The organism is Streptomyces sp. GSL17-111, from assembly GCF_037911585.1.
Taxonomy (GTDB): Bacteria; Actinomycetota; Actinomycetes; order Streptomycetales; family Streptomycetaceae; genus Streptomyces.
In genome coordinates this window covers 5,036,785-5,050,565 of record NZ_JBAJNS010000001.1, presented here as the reverse complement: position 1 = coordinate 5,050,565, position 13,781 = coordinate 5,036,785, and the positions used below count along the sequence as shown (strand labels likewise).

The 13,781-nt window shown below is 71.8% G+C and carries 10 protein-coding genes and 1 tRNA gene; 1 reads left to right on the top strand and 10 read right to left on the bottom strand.

Going from position 1 to position 13,781, the window contains the following annotated elements; all coding sequences use genetic code 11:
- Positions 1-88: 88 nt before the first annotated feature.
- Both V6D49_RS22535 and V6D49_RS22530 read right to left on the bottom strand, forming a co-directional pair.
- Positions 89-1,246, bottom strand: coding sequence for a branched-chain amino acid ABC transporter substrate-binding protein (locus tag V6D49_RS22535; RefSeq protein WP_340562365.1), 1,158 nt, complete (start codon positions 1,244-1,246; stop codon positions 89-91).
- Positions 1,247-1,522: 276 nt separating this feature from the next.
- Positions 1,523-2,203, bottom strand: coding sequence for an ANTAR domain-containing response regulator (locus V6D49_RS22530; protein WP_340562363.1), 681 nt, complete (start codon positions 2,201-2,203; stop codon positions 1,523-1,525).
- Positions 2,204-2,299: 96 nt separating this feature from the next.
- Here V6D49_RS22530 and V6D49_RS22525 point away from each other — a divergent pair.
- Positions 2,300-2,374: transfer RNA gene (locus tag V6D49_RS22525), tRNA-Leu, on the top strand.
- Positions 2,375-2,612: 238 nt separating this feature from the next.
- Here the strand turns inward: V6D49_RS22525 and pyk are convergent.
- The 8 genes from pyk to V6D49_RS22485 all read right to left on the bottom strand — a co-directional run bounded on the left by pyk (position 2,613) and on the right by V6D49_RS22485 (position 13,741).
- Positions 2,613-4,040: a pyruvate kinase gene (gene pyk, locus V6D49_RS22520; RefSeq protein WP_340562361.1), complete on the bottom strand. Its 1,428-nt coding sequence runs from the start codon at positions 4,038-4,040 to the stop codon at positions 2,613-2,615.
- Between the two features lie 101 nt (positions 4,041-4,141).
- Entirely contained in the window at positions 4,142-5,491 is a 1,350-nt protein-coding gene (locus tag V6D49_RS22515) for a glutamine synthetase family protein (protein ID WP_340562360.1), read from the bottom strand.
- On the bottom strand, positions 5,488-7,287 hold the full coding sequence (locus tag V6D49_RS22510) for an IucA/IucC family protein (protein ID WP_340562359.1): 1,800 nt from the start codon (positions 7,285-7,287) through the stop codon (positions 5,488-5,490). The genes V6D49_RS22515 and V6D49_RS22510 overlap by 4 nt, the downstream gene beginning before the upstream one ends.
- Positions 7,284-8,576 (bottom strand): hypothetical protein, encoded by a 1,293-nt coding sequence (locus V6D49_RS22505; RefSeq protein ID WP_340562357.1) that lies wholly within the window; start codon positions 8,574-8,576, stop codon positions 7,284-7,286. The genes V6D49_RS22510 and V6D49_RS22505 overlap by 4 nt, the downstream gene beginning before the upstream one ends.
- Positions 8,573-9,958, bottom strand: coding sequence for a lysine N(6)-hydroxylase/L-ornithine N(5)-oxygenase family protein (locus V6D49_RS22500; protein WP_340562356.1), 1,386 nt, complete (start codon positions 9,956-9,958; stop codon positions 8,573-8,575). Before V6D49_RS22500 ends, V6D49_RS22505 begins: the two co-directional genes overlap by 4 nt.
- Complete coding sequence (locus tag V6D49_RS22495) at positions 9,955-11,736, bottom strand: IucA/IucC family protein (RefSeq protein WP_340562354.1); 1,782 nt, start codon at positions 11,734-11,736, stop codon at positions 9,955-9,957. The genes V6D49_RS22500 and V6D49_RS22495 overlap by 4 nt, the downstream gene beginning before the upstream one ends.
- A 32-nt stretch (positions 11,737-11,768) precedes the next feature.
- Positions 11,769-13,049, bottom strand: a complete 1,281-nt coding sequence (locus V6D49_RS22490) for an alanine racemase (RefSeq protein ID WP_340562352.1) — start codon at positions 13,047-13,049, stop codon at positions 11,769-11,771.
- Positions 13,050-13,102: 53 nt separating this feature from the next.
- On the bottom strand, positions 13,103-13,741 hold the full coding sequence (locus tag V6D49_RS22485) for a hypothetical protein (protein ID WP_340562351.1): 639 nt from the start codon (positions 13,739-13,741) through the stop codon (positions 13,103-13,105).
- Positions 13,742-13,781: the final 40 nt, after the last annotated feature.

Sequence of the window (13,781 nt, the reverse complement as noted above, 5' to 3'; positions counted from 1 at the left end):
CGATGCTCGCGCGCATCGCGCCGACCGGAACCGGTCATCGCAGAAACCGGCCGAAACACCGGGCCGTCACCGGCCCACGGGCGACGCGTTACTCGGCCGCCAGCTCGTCGATGTTCCCCACGTACCCGATCTTCTCGTCCTTGACCTCGTACATGTAGATGGTCTGGTTCTTGAACTCGCCCTTGTCGTCGAACGAGAACGTCTTCGTCAGACCCTTGTACTCCACACCGCGCAGCGACTCCAGCAGCTTCTCGCTGTCCGACTCCGCACCGCCCGTCTCGGCGATCTGCGCGATGATCATCTGCGCGACGTCGTACGACTCGGCCGAGTACGTACCCGGAGCCTGGTTGAACTCCGCCTGGTAGTCGTCGGCGAACGCCTTCGTCGCCTCCTCCTGCGTCGGGTCCGTGCAGGGGCAGGTCAGCTTCCAGCCGTTGGCCGCGTCACCGGCCAGCTTCACGAAGCCCATGTCGTTCGTGCCGTCACCGGACATCGTCGTGCCCTCGAAGCCCGCCTCGGCCAGCTTCGTCGCGAACGGGCCCGCGTCCTCGTAGTAGCCCGCGTAGATCAGCCCGTCGGCCTTCTGGCCCACCACGCTGCGCGCGGCCGCCGAGTAGTCCGGCGTCTTCTGCGGCACCGACTGGCGGACGACCTCGATACCGGCCGCCGTCAGCTCCTTCTCGGCGACGTCCGCCAGGCCCACGCCGTAGTCGGTCTTGTCGTCCACGACGACGACCTTCTCCGCGTCCGTCGCCTGGTCGAAGTACTTCGCCATCCCCGCGCCCTGGGCCGAGTCGTTCGGCACCGCGCGCAGGAAGCTCTCGTAACCCTTCGTCGTCAGGTCCGGCCGCGTCGCCGACGACGACACCGCAGGAATACCCGCCTCCGCGTAGACCTCCGCCGCCGTGTCCGCCGGGCCCGAGAAGGCCGGGCCGATCACCGCGATGACACCCTCATCAATCGCCTTCTGAGCGGCGGCGGTCGCCTTGTCCGGCTGACCCTGGTCGTCGGTCGGGAAGTACTCGATCTCGAAGTCGTAGTCGCCCGAGGCATTCGCCTGGTCGATCGCCAGCTTGATACCGTTCTCCATATTGGTACCAAGCTGGACATTGTCACCGGAAAGCGGTCCCTGGAAGGCGATCTTGATCGTGTCGCCACCGCCACCGCTGTCACTTCCACACCCGGTCAGCGCGAGAGCGCTGATGGCCAGCGGCGCGGCCAGCTTCACAAAGGTCTTGTTGAGCACGTGGGAACCCCCTGGTCCGGCCCAGAACAGTTGGCAGCCGCCGGAAGACGACCGGCGGGAGCAAGACCGTACGAACGTACGGCTGGCCCGGAATCTATGCCGCAGGGAGCAAACCAAACAGACAACCGCCACAAGTGTGATGCGGCTGTGACCTGTGCCATGCGCCGGAAAGAGGACGGTCCTTACCGCTCACCGAACGAAACGGGAAGATCCTTTAAAGCGCCCCCGAGGGGCAAAAACGGGCGAGGCGGAACGAAACCGCCCCGCCACTTGCCCCTACTGCTCCTTCTTCGCCTGCTTCTCGGCCTGCTTCTCCGCCGCGTCCTCGATCACGGCCTCCGCGACCTGACGCATCGACAGACGACGGTCCATCGACGTCTTCTGGATCCACCGGAAAGCAGCCGGCTCCGTGAGCCCGTACTCCGTCTGCAACAACGACTTCGCCCGGTCCACCAGCTTCCGGGTCTCCAGTCGCTGGGTGAGGTCCGAGACCTCCTCCTCCAACTGCTTCAACTGCGCGAACCGCGACACCGCCATCTCGATCGCCGGCACCACGTCACTCTTGCTGAACGGCTTCACCAGGTACGCCATCGCCCCCGCGTCCCGCGCCCGCTCCACCAGCTCGCGCTGCGAGAACGCCGTCAGCATCAGCACCGGCGCGATGCTGTCCTCCGCGATCTTCTCCGCCGCCGAGATCCCGTCCATGACCGGCATCTTCACGTCCAGGATCACCAGGTCCGGGCGGTGCTCCCGAGCCAGCTCCACCGCGGTGCGGCCGTCTCCGGCCTCGCCCACCACGGTGTACCCCTCCTCCTCCAGCATCTCCTTCAGATCCATCCGGATCAGGGCCTCGTCCTCCGCGATCACCACGCGGGTCGTCGCAGGCGGCACGTGGGCGTCCCCGTCCTCGGGGGCATCGGCCGGCGTGGGGTTCTCGGGGGCGTCAGCGGCGCTCACTGGTGCTCCTCGCTTTCAGCAGGTCGGGCCCCATGAGCCTATCTGCCTGCGGTATGGTGGTGTCACATCGAAGGCCAGGTGACCTTCCTTTCTTAGGCCCCGGTAGCCCAATTGGCAGCAGGCAATGGATTCAAAACCCATACAGTGTCGGTTCGAGTCCGACCCGGGGCACTTTTCCTTCCATTCGAAGGCCGGGGCTGCAAGGCCACTCCGCTGCTCCACGTAACCCCTCCGGGTGACCTCCCTCGAACCTTCCGCGCGGCATCGTGACGCGCCGCGATCCGTGGGCACGCGTCCGCACAACGCGCGGGCGACGGCCCGTCCACGCCGGCCGCAAGGCGTCCGTCACGTTGCCGGACGCGCACGTGGGGGCGAAGTGCCGAGCGACCCGCCCCCGGAGCGGCTGCGGTCAGCGGTGCTCCTCGCCGATGTGGTGGACGCGGACAAGGTTGGAGGTGCCGGGGATGCCGGGGGGCGAACCGGCGGTGATGACGACCATGTCGCCGCGTTCGCAGCGGCCGATCTTGAGGAGCTGTTCGTCGACCTGGTCGACCATCTCGTCGGTGGTGGCGACGGTGGGACCGAGGAAGGTCTCGACCCCCCAGCTGAGGCAGAGCTGGGCGCGGGTGACGGGGTCGGGGGTGAAGGCGAGCAGCGGGATGGGTGAGCGGTAGCGGGAGAGCCTGCGCGCGGTGTCGCCGCTCTGGGTGAAGGCGACGAGGAACCTGGCGCCCAGGAAGTCGCCGACGTCGGCGGCGGCGCGGGCGACGGAGCCGCCCTGGGTGCGGGGTTTGGTGCTGGGGCTGATGGGTGGGAGGCCCCTCGCGAGGAGGTCCTCCTCGGCGGCCGTGATGATGCGGGCGGCGGTGCGGACGGTCGCGACGGGGTGCTTGCCGATGCTGGTCTCGCCGCTGAGCATGACGGCGTCGGTGCCGTCGATGACGGCGTTGGCGACGTCGGAGGCCTCGGCGCGGGTGGGCCGGGAGTTCTCGATCATGGAGTCGAGCATCTGCGTGGCGACGATGACGGGCTTCGCGTTGCGTTTGGCGAGCTTGACGGCGCGCTTCTGGACCATGGGGACGCGTTCGAGGGGCATTTCGACGCCGAGGTCGCCTCGGGCCACCATGAGGCCGTCGAAGGCGTGGACGATCTCGTGGAGGTTCTCCACGGCCTGGGGTTTTTCGATCTTGGCGATGACGGGCCGGTGGATGCCTTCTTCGCGCATGATGCGGTGGACGTCGCGGATGTCGGCGGCGGTGCGGACGAAGGACAGGGCGATCAGGTCGGCGCCGTGGTGGAGGGCCCAGCGGAGGTCTTCGTGGTCCTTCTCGCTGAGGGCGGGGACGGAGACGGCGACGCCGGGGAGGTTGATGCCCTTGTGGTCGGAGACGAGGCCGCCTTCGATGACGGTGGTGCGGACGCGGGGACCGTCGATGGCGGTGACGTGGAGGGTGACGCGGCCGTCGTCGACGAGGACGGTGTCGCCGGGGTTGACGTCCGTGGCGAGGCCCGGGTAGGTGGTGCCGCAGGTGGTGTGGTCGCCGGGGACGTCCTCGGTGGTGATGGTGAAGGTGTCGCCGCGTTCGAGCAGGACGGGGCCTTCGTGGAAGGTGCCGAGGCGGATTTTGGGGCCCTGGAGGTCGGCGAGGACGCCGATGCTGCGCCCCGCGTTCTCGGCGGCGGTGCGGGCGTGGTGGGCGCGTTGTTCGTGTTGGGCGTGGGTGCCGTGGCTGAGGTTGAGGCGGGCGATGTCCATTCCGCTGTCGACGAGGGCTTTGATCTGCTCGTACGAGTCGGTGGCCGGTCCCAGGGTGCAGACGATTTTTGCTCGGCGCATGCGTGGAGCCTATGGCTTACCCACTGGTAGTCGTTTGGTGGCCGGTGGCGGCTGAATGACGTGGGGGCGAAGCGTCGTTGACGTTTCCCCGGGGGTCGGCTTCAGAGGCGTTCGAAGCCGCGGTGGCGTTCCCAGTCGGTGACGGTGCGTTCGAAGGCGGCGAGTTCGGTGCGGGCGGCTTGGGCGTAGTGGGTGGTGACGGTGTCGCCGAAGGTCTTGGCGACGGTTTCGCTGGTTTCCCAGTGGTGGAGGGATTGGGTGAGGGTGGCGGGGAGGCGGGGGACGGTGGGGTCGGCGAGGGCGTTGTGCGGGTGGGGGTCGGGAAGGGGGAGTTCGTTCTCGATGCCGTGGAGGCCGGCGGCGATGAGTGCGGCGAGGGCGAGGTAGGGGTTGGCGTCGCCGCCGGGAACGCGGTGTTCGAGGCGCAGCGAGTGGCCCTGGCCGATGACGCGGACGGGGCAGGTGCGGTTGTCGCGTCCCCAGGTGATGCCGGTGGGGGCGAAGGCGCCGGGTTGGAGACGCTTGTAGCTGTTGATGTTGGGGGCGAGGAGAAGGGTGAAGTCGGGGAGGCAGGCGAGCTGTCCGGCGATGAAGTGGCGCATGAGGGCGGACATGCCGTCGGCCGCGGTGGGGTCGGCGAGGACGGGAGTGCCGTCGGTGCCGCGAAGGGAGAGGTGGATGTGGCAGGAGTTGCCTTCGCCGTCGTCGTACTTGGGCATGAAGGTGACGGCGTGGCCTTCTTGGGCGGCGATGGTCTTGGTGCCGTGTTTGAAAAGGGTGTGGTGGTCGGCGGTGGTCATGGCGTCGTCGTAGCGGAAGACGATTTCGTACTGGCCGGGGTGGACTTCGGCGCGGGCGGTTTCGAGGGTGAGTCCGGCGGCGACCATTTCGCGGCGGAGGCGGCGGAGGAAGGGTTCGAGGTGGGTGGTGCCCTGGAGGGCGTAGTCGACGGTGTGGCGGGTGGCGGGGCGTAGGTCCTGGTAATGGGCTTGGTGGGCCTGGTCGTAGGTGTCGTGGAAGGCGAGGAATTCGAGTTCGGTGCCGGCGTGGGCGGTGAGGCCGTGGGTGGCGAGGCGGTCGAGTTGTTGGCGGAGGATGTGGCGAGGGGCGACGGGGACGGGCGTGCCGTCGGGCCAGGTGGCGTCGGCGATGACGAGGGCGGTGGCGTCGTCCCACGGGAGGGTGGTGTAGGTGGTGGGGTCGGGGCGGAGGAGGAAGTCGCCGAAGCCGGTGTTCCAGGCGTCGATGGCGTAGCCGGGGCCGGTGTTCATGTCGACGTCGGTGGCGAGGAGGTAGGTGCAGGCGCTGAAGCCGCGGGTGGCGGCTTCGTCGAGGAAGTGGGGTATGGCGAGGCGGCTGCCCTGGAGGCGGCCTTGGAGGTCGGGGAGGGCGACGATGATGTTGTCGAGGTGGCCGGCGGCGTGGGCGGCGCGGAGGTCGTCGTAGGTCATGGCTGGTCCTGGGCGGGGACGGGGGCGGTGGCGAGGGGGTTGGGGACGCGGCCGTGGGTGACGTCGAAGCCTTCGTCGCGTTCGGCACGGTCGTGGAAGGCGCCGCCGAGGAGTTGTTCGCGGTTGAGGGCGATGCGGTCGAACTCGGGGGCGAGGAGGCCGTAGGCGTCGGCGTGGTGAGCGTGTTGCGGGAAGCGCTGGTGGTAGTGCTCGATCTCGGCGCGGACGAGGGCCCAGAAACGGGGTTCGGGCAGGTGGAGGTGGTCGGCGAGGAGCGGGGCGAAGTAGCGGAAGTGTCCGGCGAAGACGGCGCTGAGGAGGGAGTGGGCGAGTTCGGCGGCGGGCCAGCGCAGGAGGATCGCGTCGGCGCGTTCGGTGAGGTCGGCGTAGGCGGGGTGGGGTTCGGGGAGGAGGTTGACGTCTTCGGCGAAGTCCTTGACGGCGATGCCGATGGGGGTGTCGGTGGCGTCGTAGAGGACGACGGTGTTCTCGCCGTGGGGGCAGAAGGCGACGCCGTAGGCGTAGAGGTGGTGGAGGAGGCCAGGGAGGAGGGCGTGCAGGAAGTGGCGGAGCCAGTTCTCGGGGGTGCGTCCTGAGCGGTGGACGAGCTCGGTGACGAGGGCGCGGCCGTCGCTGCCGGTGGTGAGGAGAGCGGCCATGGTGCGGGCCCGTTCGCCGTCGCGGAGGTGGGTGTGGACGGGCTCGCGCCAGACGGCGCCGAGGAGTTCGTGGTAGCGGTAGGGGGCGTCGGGGACGGCGTCGTAGAGGGGGTGGTGGACGGAGACGGCGGCGACCTCGCCGAGGGGGTGGAAGCGGAGTTCCTCGCTGAGGTAGGGGTCGCGGGCGCGGAGGGTGTGGAGCCAGTGGCTGACGTCGGGGGCGGCGTGGGTGGGCTCGGTGGACAGGCCGCGCCAGACGAGGGTGTTGCGGATGAGCAGGGGGACCTTGACGTTGCGGCGGTGGGGGTGGTCGAGGTTGGCGAGGGTGCGGATGGACTGGAGGGGGCGGTAGCGGTCGGGGCTGTCGCCGAGGCGGATGATGCGGCCGTCGGCGAGGTAGGGGGCGAAGAGGGTTTCGACGGCTTCGTCCCAGTGGAAGGGGTGGACGGGGAGCCAGGTGTAGTCGGCGGGGTCGTGGCCGGTGGTGGCGGTGGCCTTGTCGAGGGTGGTGGCGTACTGGCTGCGGGTGTGGGGGTCGAGTTCCTCGTTCAGGAGGGCGTCGGCGGTGAGGCCGGGGGTGCCGCTGTAGGTGGCGAGGGTGGTGTGGACGGCGGCCCATATGAGGCGTATGGAGCCTGCGGCTTCGGGGGTGTAGGTGGCGGCGTCGTGGCCGGAGAAGCCGAGGCGTCCCTTGTTGAGGAGCATGCAGGGGTGCCCGTCCTGGTGGGCCTCCAGGTCGAGGTGGTCCAGGTCGGCGAGGTCGGCGGCGGTGTGCCGCCGGGTGAGGGCGGCGGCGTCGGCCCGGCGGGTGGCGGTGAGTTCGCGGAGGATCTCGGCGGTGGTGGGTCCGTCCCAGCCGAGGGTGGGGCGGGCGTCGAGGAGGAGCCGTTCGGGCCCGGTTTCCCCGTCGGTCGCGGGGGTTCGGGTGGGGGTGCCGGTGAGGCGCCAGGTGCCGAAGGTGCCGCGGCTGGCGGTGAAGGTCCAGTGGATGCCGTCGTCGAAGGTGAGGCGGTAGGTGTCGGGGCGGTCCTCGACGGGCCGCGGCGTGAGGAGTTCTTCGTAGGCGAACTCCTCGATGGCCTTGACGAGCAGCCGGTGGCCCGCTTGTGCCCAGGTGCCGGGGGTGGGGCGGTTCATGCGTGGGTGTCCTTCGGTTCGGGGGTGGTGGTGCGGCCGCGCGTGAGGGTGAGGAGGGCGGCGGTGAGGAGGGCGGCGGCGGCGATGCCGAGGGGCAGGGCGAGGTCCTGGCTCGCTGCGGCGGCTGCGGCGAGGGGAGCGGCGATGAGGCCGGCGGCGCGGACGGTTTCGACGGCGGTGAAGGCGGGGCCCGCGGTGCCGGTGGCGCGGAACATGCGCAGTTCCACGGCTATCTGGGCGAGGCCGAGGCCGAGGCCGAAGAGGATGCGTCCGGCGGCGAGGGTGGGGAGGTTGTCGGCGAGGTACTGGACGCCGAGGCCGGCGGCGGTGACGGCGAGGGCGGCCGGCAGGAGGGTGGGGCCGTAGCGGCCGAGGCAGTGGCGGGCGGTGGGAAGGGTGGCGAGGGCGGCGGCGGAGGGGAGGAGGAAGAGGGCGGCGGCGACGGTGGTGCTGGTGCCCAGTTCGGTGGCGTGGGTGGTGAAGAAGGGGCGGGCGACGCTGATGGCGAAGTCGAAGGCGACGCCGATGAGAGCGGCGGCGGCCAGCAGGAGGAGCCAGGCGGTGCGTCCGGCGGGGTGGGGGGCGCGGCGTCCGGGTTCGGGGGCGGGGAGGTGGCGGAGGGTGCGCAGGAGGAGGGCGGCGAGGAGGAGGTCGAGGAGGGCGAAGGCGGAGATGCCGAGGCGCGGTTCGGGGAGGGCGAGCACGGCGGCGCCGGTGGCGGTGGCCGCGATGGAGGCGAGGTGGAAGACGGCGACGATGGCGCGGATGCCGGCGAGGCGGGCGGTGTCGCTGTCGGGCTGGCCCTCGGTGGCGTGGCGGCTGTATTCGCCGATGAGGGCGGGGTAGGCGAGGAGGAGGGAGCAGTTGGCGGCGACGGAGGCGGCGGAGAGTGCGGTGAAGGTGGTGTAGGTGGGGGCGAGGCCGAGGGCGAGGTCGCAGGCTGCGGAGGCGAGGAGGCCGGTGAGGACGAGGCGGTGGGCGGGCCAGCGGCGGGCGGCGAGGCCCCACAGGGGGAGGGCGGCGAGGCCGATGATGCGGCATATCCACAGGTAGTAGCCGGTGGCGCCGGTGTCGGTGATGTCGTAGAGGCGGTGGAAGAGTTGGGGCAGGAAGGGGGCGAGTGCGGTTTCGGCGACGAGGTAGAGGGCGATGACGGCGATGAGGACGCCGCGCAGGTGGCGTGCGGGTGGGGAGGCGGCGGTGGCCCCCGTCGCGACGGCGGCGGGGGCGGTGGGCTGGGCGGGTTCGGCCGGGTGGGTGGTGGCGCCGCCGGGGGTGTGGGTGGTCACGGGCGGGTTCCCACGGTGGCCGGTGGGGTGGGGGTGTCGTGGTCGGGGGTGGCGTCAGTGGTGGGGGCGCCGAAGGTGGTCCACGAGGTGCGGCGGGGAACGGGGAGGGTGTCCTGGCCGGTGGCGGCGTTGAGGATGGTGGCGGCGCGCCAGGCGCCGAGGGTGAGGTCGGGGGCGCCGACGCCGTGGGTGTGCATTTCGGCGTTCTGGACGTAGAGGGTGCCGGTGACGCGGGGGTCGAGGGCGATGCGGTAGTCGCCGTCGATCTGGTAGCGGCCTCGGGGGTCGAGGTCGATGAGGTCGAGGAGGGGATCGAGGAGGGCGGGGCGGGCGGGTGTGTAGCCGGTGGCGGCGACGACGGCGTCGGTGGTGACGGTGAAGTCGCGCTGCTGTTCGGTGTGGTGGCAGGTGAGGTGGTAGCGGTGGCCGTCGTGGTGGGCGGCGGTGATCTCGACACCGGGGTGGAGGTCGGCGCGGGGACGGCCGCCGCCGATGGTGCGTTCGTAGAGTTCGTCGTGGATCTCGCCGAGGGTTTCCTCGCTGACGCCCTTGTAGAGCTGCCACTGCCGGCGGGTGAGGCGTTGCCGGGTCGTGTCGGGGAGGGCGCGGAAGTAGTCGATGTAGTCGGGGGTGAAGTGCTCCAGGCCGATCTTGGAGTACTCCATGGGGGCGAAGGCCGGGGTGCGGGCGAGCCAGCGGGTGTGGGGGCCGCCGTGGCCGTCGCCGTCCTGGTGGCGGATGAGGTCGAGGGTGACTTCGGCGCCGGACTGGCCGGCGCCGATGACGGTGACGTCGTCGAGTGCGCCGAGTGCGGTGCGGTGGGTGCGGTAGTCGGCGCTGTGGAGGACGCGGCCGGTGTGCTGCGGGGTGAGGAGGTGCTGGAGGGCGGGGGGCACGGTGGGGGTGGTGCCGGTGCCGAGGACGATCTGCCGGGCGGAGAGCCGGCTGGTGGTGCCGTCGGCGGCGCGGTGGGTGACGGTGAAGGTGTGGGTGGCCTCGTCCCAGGTGAGGGCGGTGACGTGGGCGTCGAAGCGGGTGTTGGGGAGGTGGTCGGCGACCCAGCGGCAGTAGTGGTCGTACTCGCGGCGCGGGATGTGGAAGCGCTCGGAGAAGAAGAAGGGGAACATCCGCCGGTGGTGGCGGAGGTAGTTGAGGTAGGACCACGGGTTGGTGGGGTCGGCCATGGTGACGAGGTCGGCGAGGAAGGGCACCTGGAGGGTGGTGCCTTCCATGAGCAGGCCGGGGTGCCAGGAGAAGGCGGGTTTGCTGTCGAGGAACAGCGTGGTGAGGGTGGGGACGCGGTCGGCGAGTGCGGCCAGTGACAGGTTGAACGGGCCGATGCCGATGCCGACCAGGTCGTAGGTGGGCTGCTGGGCTGTCACCGCTGGGCCTCCGCGAGGGGGTTGGGTAGGTCGATGTAGACGGACTGGGTGTGGACGTCGCCGACGAGTTCGTCGAGGCCGTCGACGCAGGTGAGGTAGTTGCCTTTGCAGCGCAGGGTGGGGGCGTCGAGGAGGAGGCCGAGGAGGCCGTCGGCGCCGGGGTGGGTGGTGCGCGCGGCGGTGAGGCGGGTGTGGAGGGTGGTCAGGAGGTGGGTTTCGTCGGCGAGGCCGAGGGCGCCGAAGGCGCCGACGAGGCCGAGGAGGTTGTTGATGCCGAGGTAGTAGGCGACGCGTTCGTCGACGAAGGTGTCGTCGAAGACGAGGTCGACGTCCTTGGTGGCGCCGGGGAGGAGTTCCTCGATGGCGTCGGCGTGGGAGGCGGCGAGGTAGTAGCCCTGGCTGTCGCGGTACCAGCCGGCGCGGGGCAGGCCGGTGTCGTCGAGGGTGACGAGGGTGTTCTGGTGGTGGGGTTCGAGGGCGATGCCGTAGTGGGCGTGGAGGGCGATGAGGGGGACGGCGAGGACGTCGAGGTAGCGGCCCAGCCACAGGTCGGCGGCCTGGGCGGGGGTGAGGTGGTGGGCGCGGGCCGCGCGGTGGACGGCGTCGGCGAGGTGGGCGCGGTGGGCGGGCGGCGTGCCGTCGCCGGTGCGTTCGGCGAGGAGGCCGGCGACGCAGAGGGCGTCGTCGGGGCCGCCGTGGAAGGGGTTGTCGCGCAGGGCGGTTTCGAGGCCGGTCTCGGTGTCGCCGGGGCCCGCGGAGATCCAGGCGTGGTCGCGGAGGATGCCGAAGGCGGGGTGGTGTCGCTTCAGCCACTGGGCGGGTCCGGCGGCCAGTAGGCGGGCGGCGCGGACGCCGAGGCGCATCTCGGCGCGCAGGTTGTTGCGCCGGGAGTTGGTGATGCGCATGCCGAGGGAGAGTTTGAGCTGGTGGGGGGCGTCCGGCCGGTGGACGGTGCGGACGGAGGAGGTGGGGTGCCAGGGGTCGCCGTGGGGGCCGAGGGGGGTGAGGAGGCCGTCGTCGATGAGGGCGCGGACGGCGGGGCGGCGGAGGATGTCGCGGGCCTGCCAGGGGTGGGCGGGGACGGGGAGGGTGCCGTCGGGGAGGGTCAGGCCGCGGGTGAGGGGGCGCAGGAGCTCGGCGGGGTGGTCGCCGGTGGTCGTCTCGCCGGTGACGATGTCGGGGTGGGCGGCGAACCAGTGGAGGGGGAAGGTGCCGCGCAGTTCGGGCGAGTAGGTGTCGAGTTCGGCGTCGGAGGCCTCTTCGCGGCTTTTCGGCGCGGGGTGGAAGGGGTGGCCGAGGAGGAGGGCCTGTTCGGCGTCGAGGAAGGGGGTGGGGCCGGTGGTGCCGGGGGGTTCGGCGCGGCGGGCGGTGAGGTGGGCGGCGGTGCGGCGGGCGGAGCCGAGGACGCGCGCGGCGGCGTCGGTGCCGTGGTGGGGTGGCAGGCCGCGGCCGAGGGTGGTCTGGCGGATGGTGGCGGCGGCGACGAGGGCGGCGTCGGCGGGCAGCGGCGCGGCGTCGGGGGCGTCGGGGCCGGGGAGGACGGTGGCGGGGCCGAAGCGGTGCCAGCCGGTGGGGCTGTGGTGGTGGACGGGCACGGTGAGGGTGATGCCGGTGGCGGGCAGCGGCAGGTGCAGGTCGTGCCCGGTGGGGGGTACGGGGGTGCGGGTCTCGCGGACGTAGGCGCGCAGCAGGGTCTCGGTGGCGGCGTGGTCGGCGGCCTGCTGGGCGTCGGGGTGGTCGAGGGGGTCGGGGGCGGGCGGGGGCGGGGTGTGCGGCATGGCGGGCTCCTGGGATGGGGTGTGCGGCCGGGTCACAGGACGTGACGTTCGGCTGCGGGGTGCCCGAGGAAGTGGGGCATGGCGAACTCCCAGCCGTAGGAGCCGGCGTTGGGGAAGACGACGAGGTCTCCGGCGCGGATGCGGTCGACGCGGACGTCGCGCAGGAGGGTGTCCTCGGGGGTGCACAGTTCGCCGACGACGGTGAGGGGGGCGTTCTCGGCGGTGGGGCGGGGCAGTTCGGCGGGCCAGTCGTCGACGGGCAGGACGGCGATGTTGTGGACGATGTCCCAGGAGGTGGGGAGCTGGAAGTGGTTGATGCCGCCGCGGAGCATGGCGTACCAGTGGCCGTAGGAGTTCTTGAGGTCGGTGACCTCGGCGGCGTACCAGCCGCACTCGGCGGCGAGGTAGCGGCCGGGTTCGAGGATGACGCGGACGCCGGGCGGGGGCGGGGTGTCGGCGATGAGGGTACCGAAGCGGGCGGTGTCGAAGGGCTTCTCGTCCTCGAAGGCGACGCCGATGCCGCCGCCGGTGTCGATCTGGCGGAGGTCGATGCCGTGGGTGCGGGCGGTGGCGGTGGCCCAGGTGACGCACCAGCGGACGTAGGCGGCGTGGGATTCGGCGTCGAGGTTGCCGGAGGCGGCGTGGATGTGGAAGCCGACGATGTCCAGGGCCGGGAGGGTGGCGGCTTCGGCGAGGACGGCGGGGACGTCGGGCTCGGGGACGCCGAAGGCGGACGGGACGCCGCCCATCTGGAGGGAGCCGGTGAGGGGGATGTGCGCGGGGTTGACGCGCAGGGAGACGCGGGCGGTGGTGCCGTGCCGCTGGGCGATGTGGTTGATGCGGTGGAGTTCGAGGAGGCTTTCGGCGTTGATGCTTTCGGCGTCGGCCCGGACGAGCGCGGTGAGGACGGCGGTGGACTTGGCGGGCCCGGCGGCCAGGACGGGGGTGGGCGGCGCGGTGGCCGCTCGGGGCGCGGTGGCCGGTCGGGGGTCGGTGCGGGAGTCCAGGGCGGTGCGGGCGAGGGCGAGTTCGCTGAGGGAGGCGACTTCGAAGCCGTCGACGTGGTCGGCGAGGCCGGCGAGGACGGCGGGGTGGGAGTTGGCCTTGACGGCGTAGTAGACGGCGGCCCAGTCGGGCAGTGCGGCGCGCAGTTCGCGGGCGCGGGCGGCGGCGGTGTCGGGGTCGTAGAGGTAGGCCGCCAGGGGTGCGTGGGTGCGGGCCAGTTCCGTGAGCCGCGTGCGGACCCGCTCGGGGAGGCGGGTGAGCGGGTAGGCGGCGCGGTGGGCTGCGGAGGGCGGGAGCTCGATCGACACGGAGTCTGCCTTGACTGGAGGGTGCGGGCCGGGGGACGGGGGCGGGGCGCTCGTCAGCGCAGGGCGCCGACGACCATGGTGTGGCGGCGCCATCCGGGGTAGGGCTCGACGGTGCCGACCTTCTCGAAGCCGTACTTGGCGTAGCGGTCGAGGACGACGTCGTTGCCGTCGGCGAGGAGGGCGGCGGCGCGCTCCTCGGTGCGGTCGGCGATGAAGGCCTGGAAGAGCGCGAGACCGACGCGGGTGCGGCGCCAGGCGGGGGCGACGAGGAGTTCGCAGACGCCGACGGTGCGGCCGGGGTGTTCGCGGACGTACTCGGGTGCGGGCTGCGGGGTGAGGCCCTCCCACCACAGGGTGTCGGTGGGGAGGGTGTAGCCGTAGATGTAGCCGGCGACGGGCGCGTCGGCTCCGTGGGCCTCGGTGGCGGGGGCGGTGTCGGTGGCGCGGGCGGCGACGAGGGCGAAGCCGGGGCGTCCGGCGTGGCGGGTGAGCCGTTCGCCGATGGGCGGGTCGCAGTGGTCGCTGAGGCCGATGGCGTGGGCGTAGACCTCTTCGTAGGCGCGGGCCCAGGGCTCTGGGTCGGCGGCTATGTCGGCGCCGGTGTGGTGTTCGATGCGGACGCCGGCGGGGAGGTGGGCGATGAGGCCGTCGGGTCTGACGTCGGTGAGGGCGGTGGCGGTGCCGGTGGGCATGGTGGTCCTCCAGGGGTGGTGCGGCTTTGCGCCAGGGATC

Bases quoted from the DNA above. Each gene is read 5' to 3' on its own strand.
- pyk (WP_340562361.1), bottom strand. From the start codon at position 4,040: ATGCGCCGAGCAAAAATCGTCTGCACCCTGGGACCGGCCACCGACTCG.
- V6D49_RS22515 (WP_340562360.1), bottom strand. From the start codon at position 5,491: ATGACCTACGACGACCTCCGCGCCGCCCACGCCGCCGGCCACCTCGAC.
- V6D49_RS22510 (WP_340562359.1), bottom strand. From the start codon at position 7,287: ATGAACCGCCCCACCCCCGGCACCTGGGCACAAGCGGGCCACCGGCTG.
- V6D49_RS22495 (WP_340562354.1), bottom strand. From the start codon at position 11,736: ATGCCGCACACCCCGCCCCCGCCCGCCCCCGACCCCCTCGACCACCCC.
- V6D49_RS22485 (WP_340562351.1), bottom strand. From the start codon at position 13,741: ATGCCCACCGGCACCGCCACCGCCCTCACCGACGTCAGACCCGACGGC.